General features: G+C 73.6%; 14 protein-coding genes. 3 read left to right on the top strand and 11 right to left on the bottom strand.

The annotated features are described in order from the left end of the window. Positions 1 to 60 precede the first annotated feature (60 nt). The gene (locus ACZ7LV_RS12925; RefSeq protein WP_471939205.1) at positions 61 to 2007 is read right to left on the bottom strand and encodes a heavy metal translocating P-type ATPase; all 1947 of its coding nucleotides are present in this window, start codon (positions 2005 to 2007) and stop codon (positions 61 to 63) included. 57 nt (positions 2008 to 2064) lie between these two features. On the opposite strand from ACZ7LV_RS12925, the gene ACZ7LV_RS12920 reads away from it, so the two are divergent. Further along, positions 2065 to 2421 carry an ArsR/SmtB family transcription factor gene (locus ACZ7LV_RS12920; protein WP_471938691.1) on the top strand — a complete coding sequence of 119 codons (357 nt, stop codon included), beginning with the start codon at positions 2065 to 2067 and terminating at the stop codon, positions 2419 to 2421. A gap of 49 nt (positions 2422 to 2470) precedes the next feature. Here ACZ7LV_RS12920 and ACZ7LV_RS12915 read toward each other — a convergent pair whose 3' ends face one another. From ACZ7LV_RS12915 to ACZ7LV_RS12870, 10 genes are all read right to left on the bottom strand, one after another. Further along, positions 2471 to 2914, bottom strand: a complete 444-nt coding sequence (locus ACZ7LV_RS12915) for a DUF7144 family membrane protein (RefSeq protein ID WP_471938689.1) — start codon at positions 2912 to 2914, stop codon at positions 2471 to 2473. A 191-nt stretch (positions 2915 to 3105) separates the two neighbouring features. Then, on the bottom strand, positions 3106 to 4536 hold the full coding sequence (gene lpdA / locus ACZ7LV_RS12910) for a dihydrolipoyl dehydrogenase (RefSeq protein WP_471938686.1): 1431 nt from the start codon (positions 4534 to 4536) through the stop codon (positions 3106 to 3108). Positions 4537 to 4588: 52 nt separating this feature from the next. Further along, entirely contained in the window at positions 4589 to 4903 is a 315-nt protein-coding gene (locus ACZ7LV_RS12905) for a DUF6343 family protein (RefSeq protein WP_471938684.1), read from the bottom strand. A 28-nt stretch (positions 4904 to 4931) separates the two neighbouring features. Beyond that, entirely contained in the window at positions 4932 to 5357 is a 426-nt protein-coding gene (locus ACZ7LV_RS12900) for a CBS domain-containing protein (protein WP_471938682.1), read from the bottom strand. Between the two features lie 23 nt (positions 5358 to 5380). Continuing rightward, positions 5381 to 6022, bottom strand: coding sequence for a phosphoribosyltransferase (locus ACZ7LV_RS12895; RefSeq protein WP_401665644.1), 642 nt, complete (start codon positions 6020 to 6022; stop codon positions 5381 to 5383). A 111-nt stretch (positions 6023 to 6133) separates the two neighbouring features. Continuing rightward, complete coding sequence (locus ACZ7LV_RS12890; protein WP_471938680.1) at positions 6134 to 10018, bottom strand: glycoside hydrolase family 2 TIM barrel-domain containing protein; 3885 nt, start codon at positions 10016 to 10018, stop codon at positions 6134 to 6136. Between the two features lie 216 nt (positions 10019 to 10234). After that, positions 10235 to 10747, bottom strand: coding sequence for an O-acetyl-ADP-ribose deacetylase (locus ACZ7LV_RS12885; protein ID WP_471938678.1), 513 nt, complete (start codon positions 10745 to 10747; stop codon positions 10235 to 10237). Next, positions 10744 to 12153: a phytoene desaturase family protein gene (locus ACZ7LV_RS12880; protein WP_471938676.1), complete on the bottom strand. Its 1410-nt coding sequence runs from the start codon at positions 12151 to 12153 to the stop codon at positions 10744 to 10746. The genes ACZ7LV_RS12885 and ACZ7LV_RS12880 overlap by 4 nt, the downstream gene beginning before the upstream one ends. Positions 12154 to 12296: 143 nt before the next feature. Next, positions 12297 to 13142: an inositol monophosphatase family protein gene (locus tag ACZ7LV_RS12875; protein ID WP_471938674.1), complete on the bottom strand. Its 846-nt coding sequence runs from the start codon at positions 13140 to 13142 to the stop codon at positions 12297 to 12299. Between the two features lie 146 nt (positions 13143 to 13288). Then, positions 13289 to 15115, bottom strand: coding sequence for a gamma-glutamyltransferase family protein (locus ACZ7LV_RS12870; RefSeq protein ID WP_471938672.1), 1827 nt, complete (start codon positions 15113 to 15115; stop codon positions 13289 to 13291). A gap of 332 nt (positions 15116 to 15447) precedes the next feature. Between ACZ7LV_RS12870 and ACZ7LV_RS12865 the strand changes: the two genes are divergently transcribed. Together ACZ7LV_RS12865 and ACZ7LV_RS12860 are read left to right on the top strand one after the other, a co-directional pair. Next, positions 15448 to 17343: a Na+/H+ antiporter NhaA gene (locus ACZ7LV_RS12865; RefSeq protein WP_471938670.1), complete on the top strand. Its 1896-nt coding sequence runs from the start codon at positions 15448 to 15450 to the stop codon at positions 17341 to 17343. A 214-nt stretch (positions 17344 to 17557) separates the two neighbouring features. Then, positions 17558 to 18217 carry a hypothetical protein gene (locus tag ACZ7LV_RS12860; RefSeq protein WP_471938668.1) on the top strand — a complete coding sequence of 220 codons (660 nt, stop codon included), beginning with the start codon at positions 17558 to 17560 and terminating at the stop codon, positions 18215 to 18217. Positions 18218 to 18225 lie beyond the last annotated feature (8 nt).

The raw sequence follows: 18225 nt of genomic DNA, 5'->3' as shown, positions 1-18225 counted from the left end.
CCCTTCTGCATGCCTCCAGCATCGTCCACCGGGCGGCCCGGGGCTGGCGAGAATCCGACATCAACCTTCGCTGTCCTGGACCTGCCCGGATCGCCATGCGGACTCGCGCAGCAGGCGCAGCCCGTTCAGGCCGACCAGCACGGTGGACCCCTCGTGCCCGGCGACACCGAGCGGCAGCGGCAGATGCCCGGCCAGGTCCCAGACGACCAGGACGGTGATGAACGCACCCGCGACGACCAGGTTCTGCACGACGAGCCGGCGGGCCGACCGGGAGAGCCGCACGACCGCCGGGACGGTGGCGAGCTCGTCGCGCACGACGACCGCGTCCGCCGTCTCCAGCGCGAGGTCGGCGCCGGCGCGCCCCATCGCCACGCCGGAGTGCGCGGCGGCGAGCGCGGGGGCGTCGTTGACGCCGTCGCCCACGAACAGCACCTTGCGGCCGGCGTCCTGAAGCTCCCGTACGGCCTTCACCTTGTCCTCGGGAAAGAGGTCCGCGCGGACGTCGGTGAGGCCGGTGGCCTCGGCGACGCGGGCGGCGGTGTGCGCGTTGTCGCCGGTGAGCAGGACGGGCGGGGTGCCGGTCAGCGCGGTGAGGGCGGCGGTGGTCGCGGGGGCGCCGGCCCGCAGGCGGTCGGTGAGGGCGAGGGTGCCCACCGGGGTGCCGTCGCGGTCCACCTGGACGACGGTGCGGCCGTCATCGTGGCCCGCGTCCTCCCGTGCGCGGCCGACGCGCACCTCGTGCCCGTCGACGGTGGCGGTGACGCCCCGGCCCGGCTGGGCGGTGAAGGCGTCGGCGGTGGCCGGCGACAGCCCCCTTCCCCGCGCCGCGGCGACGATCGCCCGCGCCAGCGGATGCTCGCTGGGATGCTCGGCCGCCGCGGCCAGCGCGAGCAGCCCGTCCGCGTCGAGCCCGGAGCCCGGCAGCGGCCGTACGTCCGTCACCTCGGGCGCGCCCTCGGTCAGGGTGCCCGTCTTGTCGAGTGCCGTGGTGTCGATCTCCCCGAGCCGCTCCATCGCCACCGCCGACTTGACCAGCACTCCGTGCCGCCCGGCGTTGGCGATCGCCGACAGCAGCGGCGGCATGGTGGCGAGGACGACCGCGCACGGCGAGGCGACGATCATGAAGGTCATGGCCCGTAGCAACGCGTCCGTGAGGCCGGCGCCGAAGGCGAGCGGCACGGCGAACACGGCGAGCGTCGCGGCCACCACGCCCACCGCGTAGCGCTGTTCGACCTTCTCGATGAACAGCTGTGTGGGCGCCTTGGTGCGGGACGCCTCCTCCACCAGCGTCACGATCCGGGCGATCACCGAGTCGGCCGGGTCGCGCTCCACGCGGACGCGCAACGCGCCGGTGCCGTTGAGGGTGCCCGCGAAGACCTCGTCGCCGGGGCGCTTGAGGACCGGCAGGGGCTCGCCGGTGATGGTCGCCTGGTCGGCCTCGCCGGTGCCGTCCAGCACCTGGCCGTCGGCGCCGATCCGCTCCCCCGGCCGGATCAGCAGCACGTCGCCCACAGCGAGCCGCGAGGCCGGCACGGTCTCCTCGCGCCCGTCCGCGGTGAGCCGGGTCGCGGTGGCGGGGGCGAGGTCGAGCAGCCCGCGCACGGAGTCGGCCGTGCGGGCGGTGGCCAGCGCCTCCAGCGCGCCGGACGTGGCGAAGATGACGATCAGCAGGGCCCCGTCGCGGACCTGCCCGATCGCCGCCGCGCCCAGTGCCGCGACGATCATCAGCAGGTCGACGTCGAGGCTCTTGCGGCGCAGCGCGCGCAGGCCCTCCAGCGCGGGCTCCCAGCCCCCGGCGAGGTAGGCGACGGCGTAGGGCGGGCCGTACGCCCAGGCGGGGGCGGCTCCCAGGTCCAGGGCGAGGCCCAGCAGGAAGGCCACCAGTGCGGCCGACGCCCAGCGGGCCTCGGGCAGGGCGAGGAGGCGGGTGCGGCGGCGGGGTGCCGTCGGGGAGGGGGCGGAGGACGCCGCTTGCGGCGCGAGAGTCGCTGACACGCCGCACACCATACAGGAACACATGAAGACTCGTTCATGCGTTCATATGTGACGGGTAGGATGCCGCTCATGGGTCATGGAGCCGCCGCCACCTCAGCCACCGAGCGTCTCCGCCTGGACGAGGGAAACGTCGCCAAGGTGGCCACCACCCTCCAGGCCCTGTCCACGCCGTCCAGGCTGCTGATCCTCGCGCGGCTGCGCGAGGGCCCCCTGCCCGCCACGGAGCTGGCCGCCGAGGTGGGCATGGAGCAGTCGGCCTGCTCGCACCAGCTGCGACTGCTGCGCAATCTCGGGCTGGTGGTCGGCGAGCGCCGCGGCCGGTCGGTGGTCTACGCGTTGCACGACGACCATGTCGCGGAGCTCCTCGACCAGGCCGTGTACCACGTGGAGCATCTGCGGCTGGGCGTCAGCGACACCACCGGGTAGCCGAGCGGGGCGGCCCCCGAGGGGAACCGCCCCGCGCGCCGCGCGGACGTCAGCGGGTGGCGGCCGGGTCCTCCCGCCAGGTGGACAGCGCCCAGATGATGAAGACGTCGATCGCCATCATCACGACCGACCAGACGGGCTGGTACGGCAGGAAGATGAACTGCAGGATCAGGCTGATCGCGGCCAGGGCGATACCGGTGTAGCGCGCCCAGGACTGGCCGACCAGCAGGCCCCAGCCGGTGACCGCCACCAGGACGCCGAGGACCAGGTGGATCCAGCCCCATCCGGTGAGGTTGATCTCGTAGACGTAGGTGCCGACGCGGGCGTAGACGTTGTCCTCGGCGATCGCCGCGATGCCCTGGAGCACCGCCAGCACACCGGCGCACAACATCAGCACACCGGCGAACGTGACGCTCCCGGTCACCCATCCCTCGCGGCGCTCCGTCGGCGCGGTGTGCGGGCTTCCCGTCGGATGTGCAGCGTGCTGAGCCATGGCGGCCGTCCCTTCCGTCCCCGTGTCGGTGTCCCCGTGTCGATGTCCCGTGCAGGTGTCCCCGTACGGGTGACTTCCAGCGTCCGGGCGCCGCCCGGGTGCCGCCATCTCGACTACGCCGGTCGGGTGACACCCGGAACGTCGGCGTTCCGGCGGAAAGGGGCCGCCACCTGCGGGAACGGGCACAGCGCTCACATGTTGATCATGTGGCCGGCGAGCCCGTGCAGCGCCTCCTTGACCGCCTCGCCGAGCGTCGGGTGCGCGTGTACGTTGCGCGCGAGCTCGTGGACGGTCAGGTCCCACTGCCGGGCCAGGGTCAGCTCGGGCAGCAGCTCGGTGACGTCCGGGCCGATGAGGTGGCCGCCGATCAGCTCGCCGTACCGGGTGTCGCTGATCAGCTTGACGAAGCCGGAGGCGTCGCCGAGGCCGTGCGCCTTGGCGTTGGCGGTGAACGGGAACTTGACCACCTTGATGTCGTGCCCGAGCTCCCGGGCCTGCTCCTCGGTGTGGCCGAAGCTGGCGACCTGCGGCCGGCAGTAGGTGGCGCGCGGGATCATCGCGTAGTCGAGTTCCATGGTCTCGGCGTCCGCGAGCGTCTCGGCGGCGACGATGCCCATGGCCTCGGCGGCGTGCGCGAGCATGAGCTTGGCGGTGACGTCGCCGATGGCGTAGAGGTGCGGCACGGAGGTGCGGCAGCGGCCGTCGATCTCGATCGCGCCGCGCTCGCCGACGCGGACGCCGGTGTTCTCCAGGCCGTAGCCGGTGACGTTGGGCGCGAAGCCGATGGCCTGGAGCACCTTGTCGGCCTCCAGCACCTGCTGGGAGCCGTCCTTGGCGGTGACCGTGACGCGGACCTGCGGCCCGGACTCGTCGATGGCGTCGACGCGGGTCGAGGTCAGCACGTCGATGCCCAGCTTGCGGTACTGGCGGGCCAGTTCGGCCGAGACCTCGGCGTCCTCCAGGGGGGCGATGCGGTCCAGGAACTCGACGACGGTGACCTTCACGCCGTAGTTGTGCAGCACGTAGGCGAACTCGACGCCGATCGCCCCGGCACCCGCGACCACGATCGACCGCGGCAGGTCCTCGGCGAGGATCTGCTCCTCGTACGTCACCACGCGCGCGGTGCGGCGGGTGCCGGGGAGCAGCTTGGGCGTGGCGCCGGTGGCGATGACGCAGTTCTCGAAGCCGATGGTGCGGGTGGTGCCCTCGTAGTCGGTGACCTGGAGGGTGTGGGGGTCGAGGAAGATGCCGCGGCCGTCGAACTCCGTGATCCTGTTCTTCTTCATCAGGTAGTGGACGCCCTTGACCCGGCCGTCCGCGACCCGGCGGCTGCGGCGGAAGGCCTCGCCGTAGTCGAAGGAGACCTCGCCGTCGACCTTGATGCCGAAGGTCCCGGCCTCACGGGTCACGATGTGCGCGAGCTCGGCGTTGCGCAGGAGGGCCTTGGTGGGGATGCAGCCGACGTTCAGGCAGACGCCGCCCCAGTACTTCTCCTCGACCACGGCGACGCTTCTGCCCAGCTGGGCGGCGCGGACGGCGGCGACGTAGCCGCCGGGGCCCGCTCCGAGAACGACGACGTCGAAGCGCTCGTCCTGCTCGTCCTGCTCGTCCCGCTCGTCCATGCGTCAGGTCCCTTTCGGTCGTGATCCGGCGCGGTCCGTCGCGACGCCGGTCTCAGGTCGGGTGCCCGTCGCGTTCCTGCCGCATCCGGCGCCGTACGACGACCGCGTCCACGGCGGCGACGAGGGCGAGCACACCGCAGGCGACGGCGAGGCCGGTCAGCGCCGCAGGACCGGGTACGCCGGACGGCGAGGCGTTCGCGGCCCAGAGGGCGAACAGCACCGTCGCCACCACGAACACGGGCAGGAACACGGCGTTGAGCAGCATGCGCAGGCGCAGCGGGCTGCGGGCGGTGCGGGGTTCGGTGCCGGTGCGGCGAGCGTGCCGTGCGCCCGGCCGCTCCCCGGGCAGGGGCTCTTCAGGGGGCATGACGGCCCGCCTTCCGTGGTGCGGTGGCTCAGTGGTTGGGGGCGGCCCGGCTGATGTCGGCCAGTGCGGAGCGGGGGTCCTCGGTGGTGGCGAGGTCGCCGAGGCTGACCATGCCGACCGGACGGCCGCCGTGGTCGACGACGGGCAGCCTGCGGACGGCGTACTGGCGCATCAGCGTGAGGGCCCGCTCGACCGTGTCGTCCGGCGCCACCGTGACCACGGGCGGGCGCGTGCACAGCGAACCGACCGGGGTGGTGCGCGGGTCGCGGGCCTCGGCGACCGCCCGTACCGCGATGTCCCGGTCGGTGAGCACGCCGAACAGGTCCCGGCCGTACGCCACGAGGACGTCGCCGATGTCCTGGTCCCGCATGACCTGTGCCGCCACGGCCACCGTCGCCATGGGTTCGATCGACGCGCTGCCCGGAGACATCACGTCACGTATCCGCCTGCTCATGAAGACCTCCTGGGCCCGCCGGGTCAGCTGCCGTGCAGCGCCTCCAGCACGTCCTCGTCCGTCAGCTGTTCGAAGTCCTCGTACCACAGGCCCACCGCGTGGAAGGGGCTCGGCCGCAGCAGGCACACCACGTCGTCCGCCTCGTCGCGCAGCAGCTCGGCGGCCTCGTGCGAGCAGACCGGCGCGGCGACCACGATCCGCTCGGGGTCCCGGTGGCGGACCGCGCGCACCGCGGCCCGCGCGGTGGAGCCGGTGGCCAGTCCGTCGTCGACGAGGATGGCGGTACGTCCGCGCAGCTCGGCGGGCGGCCGGTCCTTTCGGTACCGCTCCTCCCTGCGGTGCAGCTCGGTCCGCTCCCGGGCCACGATCGGCGCCAGCTCGGCCTCGCTCAGGCCCATCTGCTCCAGGGCCCGGGGGTCGAAGAACGGCGGCTCGTCGCCCGCGAGGGCCCCGACGCCGAACTCCTCGTGGAACGGCGCCCCGATCTTGCGGACCACCAGGACGTCGAGCGGCGCGCCGAGCGCGGGCGCGACCTCCCGGGCCACGGTGACACCGCCGCGGGGCAGGGCGAGGACCACGGGGTCCGGGAGTGTCCCCTTCTCCTGGAGGATGCGCAGATGCCCGGCCAGTTCCCGGCCGGCGTGCGCACGGTCACGGAAACGCATGTGCTCCCCTTCCGCCACGAGGGCGTCGTCCTCTCGCCCCTGTGCTCGTACGGGTTTCCCACCTGCGGCGCCCGACACGCGGACGGCGTCCTGGCCGGGCGCCGCGCCGCGCTACGCGGTGTCCGTCGGCCGGCGGGCCCGCGCCATCGCGTCCCGTACGTCGCGCAGCGGGCGCAGCCGGTAGGTCCAGGCGTAGTCGCGGTCGGCGAGCAGCTTGTACTCGGCGTGGGTGTGGGCGCCCCAGCTGTCGTCGCCGCCGACGCCCATCTGCCGGTGGTTCACCCGCAGCACGACCGCGTCACGGGGAGTGAGCTGGTAGTCGTGTCGTCTGCCGCACGACAGGTCCTCCGGGGTGAAGTGCGAGGCGTTGACCTCCAGCAGCGGCTCCCCGCTGACCAGCAGACCCGCCCCGTCCCGCCCCGTCAGCGCCGCCCAGCGCACGTCGGTCCGGTTGCCGTTCTCCTGCGGGCGCAGGTACGGCGTCCACTGGCCGGCGACGGTGCCGTCGTACACACCGACGTCGGTGCCGTTGTTGCGGTCCCAGTGGTTCTCGTCGGGGCCGCGGCCGTAGTAGCGCAGCCGGTCCAGGCGCCGTGGCAGCACCAGCAGGCTGCCGACCTCCGGCAGGTACGGCAGATGCGCCGCGCCCGGGTGCAGGGTGTGGTCGACCTTGATCTCGCCGTTGCCGAACACCGTGTAGGTGGTCGTGTACGCCGACTCGGTCGTCGTGGGCAGGGTGCCCGTGACCTCGATCCGCACGGCCCGGTCCCGCAGGGCGCGCACGCGCACGCCGGTCACCTCGCGCCGGGCGCCGGCGTCCCGCCAGGTCTGGTTGCGGGTGTGCTGGCCGTTGCCCCGGTCGTTGTCCGTGGGCGCCCGCCAGAAGTTCGGCGCGGGCCCCGAGGTGATCAGGCGGGTGCCCGCCGCCTCGTACGACGTGATGACGCCGCTGCCCTTGTCGACGGTGACGGAGAACCCCTCGCCCGTCACGGTGATCGCGTGCGCGCCGTCGTCGTACGTGAGCGCCGGAACGCTGTCCAGCGGCGCGGGGGTGACCGCGGGGACGCGCACGTCGAGCGGAAGCTGCCGCTTGGCGACCTCGAATCCGGCCTCGGCCCACCTGGTGGGCTCCTTGGTGGTGAAGGACAGCTGGAGGAAGTACTCCGTGCCGGGCGCCGGGTCGCCCGGCAGCCGCACCGGAAGGGTGATGTCCTTGCTGCTCAGCGGGGGGACGTCCAGCTGGTCGCGGCTCAGCCGGCCGCGCTGGAGCGGTGTGCCGTCGGCGACGAGCGTCCAGTGGCCGTCGAACGCGCGCAGGCCGGTGAACAGGTACTCGTTGGTGAGGGTGACCGCGCCGGGACCACCGGGGGCGGCGGAGACGTCGATCGCCTGGTAGATCTGCTTGACCTCGACGGCCTTGCCGGTGCTGCCGCGGTCGGCCCTGACGATGCCGTCACCGGAGAACGCCCCGTCGTTGGGGTTGTCCCCCCAGTCCCCGCCGTAGGCGAGGAACGTCCGCTGCGCGGGCCGCCGTTCGGTGCGGCGCACGGTGGCGGCGTCGAACCAGAAGCGCACGCCGTCGTCGCCGGGGCCGCGGCCGTCGGAGGCGAGTTCGGCGGCGCTCAGGGCACGGGCGTAGACGCGGGCGCGGCGCACGGTGCCGCTGAACTCACGGGTCGGGTGGTCGACGTCGGTGGCGAGCGCGAGCGGGGCGGTGTTGCTGCCGGGGCGCCGGTCGGTGGTGCGGGTCGCCCGTACGGCGCCGTCGACGTGGAGGGTGAGGGTGCCCGCGTCCGCGTCGAAGACTCCGGCGACGTGGTGCTCGCGGCCGCTCCAGCCGCCCGGCAGGGTCCAGCTCGCGGTGATCCACTGTCCGTCGGAGTGGAGGAAGAACTCCAGGCTCTCCCCGGTCTGTTTCAGCGCGTACTGGGTGTCGCCCTTGGCGAGGACGGGCTGGTGACCGCCCGTCACCCCCGGGGTGATCCAGGCCTCCAGCGTCAGCGATCCGGTCAGGTCGAGGCGGTCGTCGCGGGCGAAGACGGTGGCACCGGTGAGGCCCTTGTCGCGGTCGAAGGTGCCGGCGGAGGCGAGGAGCTCGCCGCTCAGCGCGGCGGGCCCGGACTCGGTGAACAGCGTGCGGGCCGGCGTGGGCCAGGTCAGCGCCTGGTCGGCGAAGTCCCAGATCCAGCCGCCCTGGAGGACGTCGTGGCGGCGCACGACGTCCCAGTACTTCTTGAAGTTGCCGTTGGAGTTCCCCATCCCGTGCGAGTACTCGATCATCACGTACGGCCGGGTGTCGTCCGCGTCCTCGGCGCGGGCCTCGACGCGCTGGGGGCTCTCGTACATCCGGGAGCGGATGTCGCTGATGCCGGGTCGGTCGTCGCCCTCGTACTGGATGACACGGGTGGGGTCGTAGGAGCGTATCCACTCGTGCATGGCGGTGAAGGTGCTGCCGCCGCCGGCCTCGTTGCCGAGCGACCAGATGACCACGCAGGCGTGGTTCTTGTCGCGGTGGACCATGTTCTGCGCGCGGGCCAGGCAGGCCCGCGTCCACTCCGGGTGGTCGCCCGGGTACTCGTCGCGTATGCCGTGGGTCTCCAAGTTGGTCTCGTCCACGAGGTACAGGCCGTACTCGTCGGCGAGTTCCAGCCACAGCGGGTTGTTGGGGTAGTGCGAGGTGCGGACCGTGTTGATGTTCAGCCGCTTGATCACCTCGATGTCCCGGGCGAGGTCGGCGCGGGTGAGCGCCATGCCGCGGTCGGGGTGCATCTCGTGCCGGTTGGTGCCGCGCAGGGACACCGGCTTGCCGTTGATACGCATCAGGCCGTCCTTGAGCGCGAACTCACGCAGGCCCACCCGGTGCGACAGCGTCTCGACGACCTTGCCCGCCGGGTCGCGCAGGCGCAGGACGGCCGTGTAGAGGTACGGGTCCTCGGCCGACCACAGCCGGGGCGCGGGGACGGCACGCGCGGCGCGCACGGTCGTCTCCTCGCCGGCCGGTACGTCGGTCTCCTGCCGGAGCGGCCGGGGCCAGACCGGGTGCCCGCCGGCGTCGTACAGCTGGGTCTCCACGGTGTGGCGCCCACCGCCGCCGCCGTAGTCACGCACGTGCGCGGTGACCGCCAGTTCGGCGGTGCCGAAGTCGTCGGCGAGCGGGGTGTCGAGACGGAAGTCGCGCACGTGCACCGACGGGGTGGAGTACAGGTGGACCGAGCGGAAGATGCCGCTCAGCCGGATCATGTCCTGGTCCTCCAGCCAGTCCCCGTCGGAGTAGCGGTAGACCTCCACCGCGATCTGGTTGGTGCCGGGCCTCAGGTGCTCGGTGACGTCGTACTCGGCGGGCGTGTAGGAGTCCTCGTGGTAGCCCACCAGCTCCCCGTTGATCCACACGTAGTGCGCCGACTTGACGCCCTCGAAGTGCAGGAAGGTCCGCCGCCCCGACCAGGAGCGGGGCACGGTGAAGGTACGCCGGTACTGGCCGACGGGGTTGTGGCGGGTGGGGGCGGCCGGGGGCTGCGCGTCCTCGCCCCGGCCGTTGGGGCCCCACCAGGGGTAGGTGATGTTGATGTAGATCGGGGCGTCGTAGCCGTGCAGTTGCCAGCAGGAGGGGACCGGGACGGTGTCCCAGGTGGAGTCGTCGACGTCGGTGCGGTGGAAGTCGGGGTCCCGGTCGTCGGGGCGGTCGGCGTAGGCGAATCTCCAGGTGCCGTCGAGGCTCAGCCGGTAGGGCGAGCGGCCGCGGTCGGCGGCAAGGGCCTGCGCCACGTCCGCGTAGGGCGTGAGGGTGGTGTGCGGGGGCTCGGTCCCCAGCCGGAACAGGTCGATGTGGCCGTTCCACTCGGGCGGCCCGGCCTGTGCCGCGTCGCGCGGGGCGCCGTACGCGGTGGCGGGGGGCGAGGACAGGGCGAGCGCGCCGAACACGGCGGCGCCCGACTCCAGAAGCCGGCGGCGGCTGACGACGGGCCGGCCGGCGAACGAGGGCTGACTGTGCGGCATGACCGTGTCCTTCCTCGGGACGGACAGTGCGCTGCACGAACTGAGGGCGGGTCACCTCGCGGTGACGGGACAGCCGTTGCCGTCGTGGCGGGACGCGGCTCGCGAGGACGGTGTCGGCTGCTGCGCCCGGCTCACCCTAGGACTTCGCACACGACCGAGCAATTGCCCCGTCGGACCCTGTTCGTTCCTGAGGGAGCCCGGCATGCCGGCCCCCGCTCAGCCCACCTGCCCCGCGAACGCCTCGTACGCCCGCTCGTCGAAGAGCACGAACCTGACCTCCTCGACCGACGTCCCCGTGGCCCGCACGGTCTCGACCGCGATCCGTGCGGCGTCGTCCATCGGCCAGCCGTAGATGCCGGCGGAGACGGCCGGGAACGCCACGGTACGCGCGCCCAACTCATCGGCCACGCGCAGGGATTCGCGGTAGCAGGAGGCCAGCAGGGCGGAGCGGTCCTCCTGCGCGGAGTGGACCGGGCCCACGGTGTGGATCACCCAGCGCGCGTCGAGATCGCCGGCCGTCGTGGCCACCGCCCGGCCCGTCGGCAGGCCCTTGCCGTGCGAGGAGGCGCGCAGCCTGCGGCAGTCCTCCAGGATCGCGGGGCCACCGCGCCGGTGGATCGCGCCGTCCACACCTCCGCCACCCAGCAGCGAGGAGTTGGCGGCGTTGACGATGGCGTCGGCGCTCTGGCGGGTGATGTCGCCCTGGACGAGCGTGATGTGAGGGGTCATGTCTGTCTCAGCCTCCTCCACACGGCCTTCGCCGCGTTGTGTCCCGACATGCCGTGCACGCCCGGCCCCGGCGGGGTGGCCGACGAGCAGAGGTACACGGCCGGGTGCGGGGTGCTGTACGGGAACAGGGACGCTTTGGGCCGCAACAGGCTCTGCAGTCCGCTGAACGCGCCGGAGGCGATGTCGCCGCCGACGTAGTTGGCGTTGCGGGCGGCCAGTTCGGGCGGTCCGGCGGTGGCACGGGCGAGGACACGGTCGCGGAACCCGGGGGCGAAGCGCTCCAGTTGGCGCTCGACGGCGTCGGTGAGGTCGCCGGTCCAGCCGCTGGGGACATGGCCGTAGGCCCAGAAGACCTGCTTGCCCTCGGGGGCCCGGGTGGGGTCGGCGACGCCGGGCTGCACGGTGATCAGGAACGGCCGTTCGGGCGCCCGGCCGAGACGGGACGCGTCACGCAGGGCGGTGCCGATCTCGGCGCTGCTGCCGCCGATCTGCACGGTGCCGGCCCTGCGGGGCTCCTCGGCGGTCCACGGCACCGGGCCGTCCAGCGCGTAGTCGAGCTTGAAGACGCCGGGGCCGTACCGGTACCCCTCGTAGTAGCGGCCGAAACCGGCGATGCGGGCCAGGGCCGTCGGCGAGGTGTCGAAGACGTAGGCCCGCGCGGGCGGCAGGTCGTCCAGGCGCTTGACCTCGTAGTCCGTGTGGATCGCGCCGCCGAGGTCCTTCAGGTACGCGGCCAGCGCGTCCGAGATGGACTGGGAGCCGCCACGCGCCACGGGCCAGCCCCGGGCGTGCGCGGCGAGGGCGAAGACCAGGCCGATCGCGCCGGTGGCGAGGCCGGTGAGCGGGGCCATCACATGGGCGACGAGCCCGGCGAAGAGGGCCTTGGCGGGTTCGTCGCGGAAGCGGCGGGTCAGCCAGGTGGACGGCGGCAGGCCGACCAGGCCGAAGCGGGCGAGGGTCACCGGGTCCCGGGGCAGCGCGGTCAGCGGCAGGGACATGAAGTCGCGGGCGAGCGTGTCCCAGTGGGGCAGGAAGGGCTCCACCAGCCTGCGGTACGCCCCCGCGTCGCGCGGGCCGAGGGAGGCCGCCGTCTCACCGACCGAGCGGGACAGGACCGCCGCGGTGCCGTCGGGCAGGGGGTGCGCCATGGGCAGTTCGGCGTGCAACCACTGAAGGCCGTAGCGGTCCAGCGGGAGCGCGCGGAACGCCGGGGAGTTGATGCCGAGGGGATGGGCGGCCGAACACGGATCGTGACGGAAGCCGGGGAGTGTGAGCTCCTCGGTGCGCGCACCCCCGCCGACCGTGTCCCGCGCCTCGAACACCGCCACGGAGAAGCCGCGGCGGGCCAGCTCCACGGCGGCCGTCAGTCCGTTCGGCCCCGCACCCACCACGACCGCATCGAGCATCGACGGCACCTTCGGACTCCTTCGTCAGCCGATGGCCACTCAGGATCAGGATATGCCGGGGGACTGTCACACCCCCGCGACGGGGGTGCGGCCCTGCCGCCGTACGCCCTGTGAGGAGCGGCAGGGGCGTGGGAAGGGGCCGCTCAGACCGCCGACGACAGCAGCGCGACCACCCGGCGGGCCGTGGCCGCGTCGCGGGCCGCGGTGAAGGGCAGGGTGTTGCCCCCGGTGATGCGGAACGGCTCCCCCGCGCGCGTCAGGTGGGCGCCACCGGCCTCCTCGACCAGCAGCAGGCCCGCCGCGTGGTCCCAGGCGGCCTCCCAGGAGAACGCCGTCGCGTCCGACTCGCCCCGGGCGACGGCGAGATACTCCAGGCCTGCCGAACCGCACTCGCGCGGGGCGACGCCGTCCGTCCACAGGCCGAGCAGCGCACGCTTCTCCTCGTCGCTCGTGTAGTCCGGGTGGGAGGTGGCGATCCGCAGGTCACGGCCCGGGGTGGGCGGGCCCGCGAACAGCCGCTCGCCGTCGAGGAAGGCGCCCTGGCCCCGCACGGCCGTGGCCAGCTGGTCCCGGGCGGCCGCGTACGTCCACGAGGCCAGCACGACGCCGTGGTGCGCCAGCGCGACCAGCGTGCAGAAGCCCTCGTCGCCGGCCACGAACTGCCGGGTGCCGTCGACGGGGTCGATGATCCAGACCGGGGCCTCGCCGCGGATCGCCTCGTACGAGGCGGGGTTGGCGTGCACCGCCTCCTCGCCGACCACGGCGGAGCCGGGCAGCAGGGCGCCGAGCGCCTCGGTGAGGTGCCGCTCGGCCAGCCGGTCGGCGTCGGTCACCAGGTCGTGCGGGCCGCTCTTCTGGTCGATCTCGTGCGCGGCAAGCTGCCGGAAGCGGGGCATGATCTCGGCGGCCGCGGCCTTGCGCACCGCTTCCTCGACGTCGGCCGCGTGCCGTGCGAGAAACTCCTCGATGGTTTCCTTGTCTTCGAACATGCCTCCATGAGAGCACGTGGCGCTGACAATCCCCGCCCCGCCGGTGCACTCCGGGTGGAATCGGGATGAACTCCCGACGCCCGCCGTCCCGATCGCCCCGGGCCGGTGCCGCGGCCGGTGCCCCGGTCCGAAGCCCGAGCCGCAGGTCAGCGACCGACCGCGTACCCCTGCATCCCCCGCGGGTTCGCCGCCGCCGACAGCACGCCCGTGCGCGGGTCCCGCGCCACCGCGCACAGCCGGCCCTCCGACCAGTCGTCACCCACCGTGACGTCGTGCCCGCGCCGCCGCAGCTCCTCGACGACCCGGGGGTCCGTCCGCCCCTCGACCGTCACGCTTCCCGGGCGCATCCCGCGCGGGTAGAACGAACCGGGGAAGCTGTCCTGGTGCCAGTTCGGAGCATCGATGGCACCCTGGAGGTCGAGTCCGCCGCGGACCGTGCCGCGCAGGGCGACCGCCAGGAAGAAGTGCAGCTGCCACTGGTCCTGCTGGTCCCCGCCGGGCGTGCCGAAGGCCATCACCGGCACCCCCTCACGCAGCGCGATCGACGGCGTGAGCGTGGTCCGCGGGCGGCGTCCCGGTGTGAGCGAGTTCGGCAGCCCCTCCTCCAGCCAGGTCATCTGCAGGCGCGTGCCCAGCGGGAAGCCCAGCTCGGGCACGACGGGGTTGGACTGGAGCCAGCCGCCGCTGGGGGTGGCGGCGACCATGTTGCCCCACCGGTCGACGACGTCCAGATGGCAGGTGTCGCCCCGGGTGCCGCCGTCGGCGTGGACGTCGGGTTCGCCGGGGACCGGGGAGGCCGGGCCCTTGGCGACGGTGGGTTCTCCCACCCCCATCGGGCTGAACCCGGGCTCCTCGCCCGCCACCACGTGCGCCTGGGCGGACAGCCGGGGCGCGCGCCCGCCGGGGCTCCCGGGCCGCAGCTCGTGCGAGGCCCGGTCGCCGACCAGTGAGCGCCGCAGCGCGTTGTAGGGCGCCGACAGCAGGTCGTCGAGCGGCACGTCGGCCGCGTCGCCGTACCAGGCCTCACGGTCGGCCATGGCCAGCTTGGAGCCCTCGATCAGCAGGTGGACGTAGTCCGGGGAGCCGTAGGCGGGCAGCTCGGGCGGCAGCAGCGCGAGCTGCTGGAGCAGCACGGGGCCCTGGCTCCAGGGGCCGGCCTTGCACAGGGTCCAGCCGTTCCAGTCGTAGGTCGCCGGCGCCTCGTAGGCAGCGGACCAGCCGGCGAGGTCGGCCGCCGTGAGCGTGCCGGTGTGGCGCTCGCCGCTGGTGTCCAGCGTGGGGCGGCCCGCCTGACGGGTCAGGGCCTCGGCGACGAATCCGGTGCGCCACACCTCACGGGCCGCCTCGATCTGCGCCTCCCGGTCCCCCGCCCCGGCGACCTCCGCGAGCAGGCGCCTCCAGGTGGCGGCCAGCGCGGGGTTGCGCAGCAGTTCGCCGGGGCGCGGGGCCCTGCCGCCCGGCAGGTACACCTCCGCCGACGAGGTCCACTCCGTCTCGAACAGCTCGCGCACGGTCTCGACGGTCTCGCCGACGCGCTCCACGGGCGCGTGTCCGTGCTCCGCGTACCCGATGGCGTACTTCAGCACCTCGGCGAGCGGCTTCGTGCCGTGGTCGCGCAGCAGCAGCATCCACGCGTCGAAGGCGCCCGGGACGGCTGCGGCCAGGGGCCCGGTGCCGGGGACGAGGTCGAGGCCGAGCCCCCGGTAGTGGGCGACGCTCGCCCCGGCGGGCGCCACGCCCTGTCCGCACAGCACCCGCACCTGGCCACCGGCGGGCGCGAGCAGGATGGGCACCTCGCCGGCGGGCCCGTTGAGGTGCGGCTCGACGACATGCAGCACGAACGCCCCGGCGACGGCCGCGTCGTAGGCGTTGCCGTCGTCCTCCAGCACGGCCATCGCGCACTGCGAGGCGAGCCAGTGGGTGGACGACACCATGCCGAAGGTGCCCTGGAGGGTGGGACGGGTGGTGAACATGCGGCCTTTCACCTTGCTCGTTCGCGTGCGTCGGCCGAAGGGGTCGGCCCGCACGATCGGCTCGGGGACAACCGGGGAGTCCGGGCCACGCACCCGCCTCCCCGCGCTCTGCCCGCAGGCTATCCACCGCCTCGCGCGTCCACTCCCCCGCCTCCCGGACGGCGCGGGACCGGGTCCGGCTCACGAGGCGGGGTGCGCGGTCACCACGTAACGTCGGAACATGAATGCTGCCCAGCGGCCGGCCGGCGCACGACCGGGGCCTCGCTTCCCGTGACGGCCGGGCACGTCACGCGGCCGGGGCGGACCGCCGTACCCGCCCGCGAGCGCGGACGATGAACACCGGCACACCCGGCGCCGGACCGCCGGGCGGCGGACAGACCGTCCGCTCCGAGACGTCGCGCACCCCCTTGCGGGACTTCCTGCGCACCGAGACCGGCAGCGCCCTGGTCCTGGCGGCCGCGGCGCTCGCCGCCCTGGTGTGGGCCAACCTCGCCCCGGGCGGCTACGAGGCCGCCTGGACGACGGTGCTGTCGGTCCGCGCCGGCTCCGCCGGCGTCGACATGGGGCTGCGCGAGTGGGTCAACAGCGGCCTCATGGCGCTCTTCTTCTTCGTCATCGGTCTGGAGGCGCGCCGCGAGTTCGACATGGGCGAGCTGCGCGACCGCCGACGCATCGCGCTTCCGCTGGCCGCCGGGATCGCCGGGATGGCCGTTCCGGTCTCGCTCTACCTGGCGTTCACCGCGGGGCACGGCGCCGCCGGCGGGTGGGGGGCGGCGATGTCGACCGACACCGCGTTCGCCCTGGGCACCCTCGCGCTCCTGGGCGGCCGGCTGCCCCGGGCCCTGCGCTCCTTCCTGCTGACGGCGTCCGTCGTCGACGACTTCGTCGCCCTGGCGGTCATCGCCGTCGTCCACAGCGGCACTCTGTCCTGGCCGGCGCTCCTGGTCGCCCTGGTGCTCTTCCTGGTGGCGCTCGTCCTGAGCAGGCTCCACGTCCGCCACGGCGCCGTCCACGCCGCCCTCGCCGTCGGTGTGTGGGGGGCGCTGCTGCGCTCGGGAGTCGACCCGGTCGTCACCGGTCTCGCCTTCGGTCTGATCACCTACGCCTACCCCGCCACGCGTTCGGACCTGGAGCGCGCCAGTGGGCTCTTCCGGCTCTTCCGGGAGCAGCCCACGCCGGAACTGGAACGCTCCCTGCGTCAGGGGCTGCAGGCCGCGATCTCTCCCAACGAGCGCCTCCAGCAGCGCTACCACCCCTTCACCAGCTACCTGGTCGTCCCCGTCTTCGCCCTCGCCAACGCCGGTGTCCATGTGACCTCCAGCGGCCTCGCCGCGAGTCTCACCTCACCGATCACCCTCGGCGTTCTCGTCGCCTTCCTGCTGGGCAAGCCCCTGGGCATCACCCTCGCGGAGCTGCTGACGACCTGGCTGAGCCGGGGACGGCTGCGCCCGCAGATCGGCTGGGGCGCGGTCCTCGCCGGCGGCAGCGCGGCGGGCGTGGGCTTCACGGTCTCCCTGCTCATCGCCACCCTCGCCCTCGACGGCGAGGACCTGATGCAGGCCAAGGTGGGCATCCTCGCGTCCGTGCCGCTGTCCTTCGCGCTCACCTGGGCGATCACCACGGTGGTGCACGCGCTGCCCGGGACCACCCGTGCCCGGGCCCTGCTGGGCAGAGCGGAGGGCATCGTCGACCTCGCCCTGCCGGTGGACCGGGAGCGGGACCACGTCCGGGGCCCGCGCACCGCCTCGGTCACGGTGGTCGAATACGGTGACTTCGAGTGCCCCTACTGCGGCCGGGCGGAGCCGGTGATGCGCCGGCTGCTCGCCGACGCCGGGGACGTCGGCTACGTCTGGCGCCACCTTCCGCTGGGCGACGTCCATCCTCACGCCCAGCTCGCGGCCCAGGCGGCGGAGGCGGCGGCCGGGCAGGGCGCCTTCTGGCCGATGCACGACGCCCTCCTGGCCCACCAGGGCGAGCTGCGCCTGGCGGAGCTGCTGCGCCACGCCGAGGATCTCGGGCTGGACACGGAGCGCTTCCAGCGGGACCTGCGCTCGCCCGCGGCACTCGCCCGGGTGGCCGAGGACGTCGAGTCGGCCGACCTCAGTGGCGTGGCCGGCACACCGACCTTCTTCGTCAACGGCCGTCTGCATCGCGGGCCGTACGACCTCGCGAGTCTGAGCGAAGCGGTCCGCAGTGCCCGCGAGCGCGCGGCCGTCGTGGCGTCCTGACCCGTGCCGTGCGGGCTCCCCCGCGGCGGCTCCGGCACCCGCTCCCCGGCGATCACGGGGACATAACCGGACACACAACGCGTCGGCGGTCAGGCTCAGTTACCGCGCAGGCACGGAGCGAGTTGGCACTTCCGCACCACAGTGAGTCGTGTGACACTGGCGTCCCGTCCGCAGTGCGGACCACCTCCGCACCATCCCCCACGAGAAGTGCGTCGTGCGTTCTCTTCCTCTGCCGCTCGCTCTCACCGCGCGTCTGACGCCGGTCGTCGTGCTCGCCTGCGCGGGCTGGGCGCTCAGCTCCCCGGAGCCCAGTGCCCCCGCCGCCCAGGCCAAGGAGACGGACCGGACCGGGACCCAGTCCGCCTCGGCGCCGTCCTCGACGACCGCGCCGAAGACGTACACCGCCGCCCCCGCGCCGTGCTCCGGCCTGGCCCAGAAGACGATCACCTCCCTCGTGCCCGGCGCCAAGACGGCCGGCAAGGAGATCTCCTCGACGGACAAGGCGGTGCGCCGCACCTGCTCCTGGAACGCCCTCAAGGGGTTCGACTACCGCTGGCTCGACGTCTCCTTCGAGATCAGCGAGTCGGACGAGAAGGCGGAGAAGCAGTACGACTCGCGGGTCAAGGAGAAGAGCGGCGGCGGCGAGGTCCCCGGCACGGGCGAGGCGGCCTACTCGGTCGTCAACCTCACCACCGAGGACGACCAGAAGACGCGCGAGGCCATGGTGGTCGTGCGCGCGTCCAACGCGCTGGTGGTCGTCACCTACAACGGCTCGGACTTCGAGTCGAAGGACGCGCCCAGCTCGGACGAGATGAACAAGGGCGCCATCAAGGCGGCCAAGGAGGCGGTGGCGGCGCTGGAGGGCGGCCGGTAGCCACCGGC

It is taken from the genome of Streptomyces sp. NPDC107562 (assembly GCF_055657325.1).
The sequence above is the reverse complement of the archived record's forward strand: the minus strand, read 5'-3'. Positions and strand labels throughout refer to the sequence as shown.

Excerpts from the sequence above, each read along its gene's own strand:
- lpdA (WP_471938686.1), bottom strand. The coding sequence starts at position 4,536 with ATGGACGAGCGGGACGAGCAGGACGAGCAGGACGAGCGCTTCGACGTC.
- ACZ7LV_RS12870 (WP_471938672.1), bottom strand. The coding sequence starts at position 15,115 with ATGTTCACCACCCGTCCCACCCTCCAGGGCACCTTCGGCATGGTGTCG.
- ACZ7LV_RS12890 (WP_471938680.1), bottom strand. The coding sequence starts at position 10,018 with ATGCCGCACAGTCAGCCCTCGTTCGCCGGCCGGCCCGTCGTCAGCCGC.
- ACZ7LV_RS12915 (WP_471938689.1), bottom strand. The coding sequence starts at position 2,914 with ATGGCTCAGCACGCTGCACATCCGACGGGAAGCCCGCACACCGCGCCG.
- ACZ7LV_RS12900 (WP_471938682.1), bottom strand. The coding sequence starts at position 5,357 with ATGAGCAGGCGGATACGTGACGTGATGTCTCCGGGCAGCGCGTCGATC.
- ACZ7LV_RS12925 (WP_471939205.1), bottom strand. The coding sequence starts at position 2,007 with ATGGTGTGCGGCGTGTCAGCGACTCTCGCGCCGCAAGCGGCGTCCTCC.
- ACZ7LV_RS12885 (WP_471938678.1), bottom strand. The coding sequence starts at position 10,747 with ATGACCCCTCACATCACGCTCGTCCAGGGCGACATCACCCGCCAGAGC.
- ACZ7LV_RS12880 (WP_471938676.1), bottom strand. The coding sequence starts at position 12,153 with ATGCTCGATGCGGTCGTGGTGGGTGCGGGGCCGAACGGACTGACGGCC.
- ACZ7LV_RS12905 (WP_471938684.1), bottom strand. The coding sequence starts at position 4,903 with ATGCCCCCTGAAGAGCCCCTGCCCGGGGAGCGGCCGGGCGCACGGCAC.
- ACZ7LV_RS12865 (WP_471938670.1), top strand. The coding sequence starts at position 15,448 with ATGAACACCGGCACACCCGGCGCCGGACCGCCGGGCGGCGGACAGACC.
- ACZ7LV_RS12920 (WP_471938691.1), top strand. The coding sequence starts at position 2,065 with ATGGGTCATGGAGCCGCCGCCACCTCAGCCACCGAGCGTCTCCGCCTG.
- ACZ7LV_RS12895 (WP_401665644.1), bottom strand. The coding sequence starts at position 6,022 with ATGCGTTTCCGTGACCGTGCGCACGCCGGCCGGGAACTGGCCGGGCAT.
- ACZ7LV_RS12875 (WP_471938674.1), bottom strand. The coding sequence starts at position 13,142 with ATGTTCGAAGACAAGGAAACCATCGAGGAGTTTCTCGCACGGCACGCG.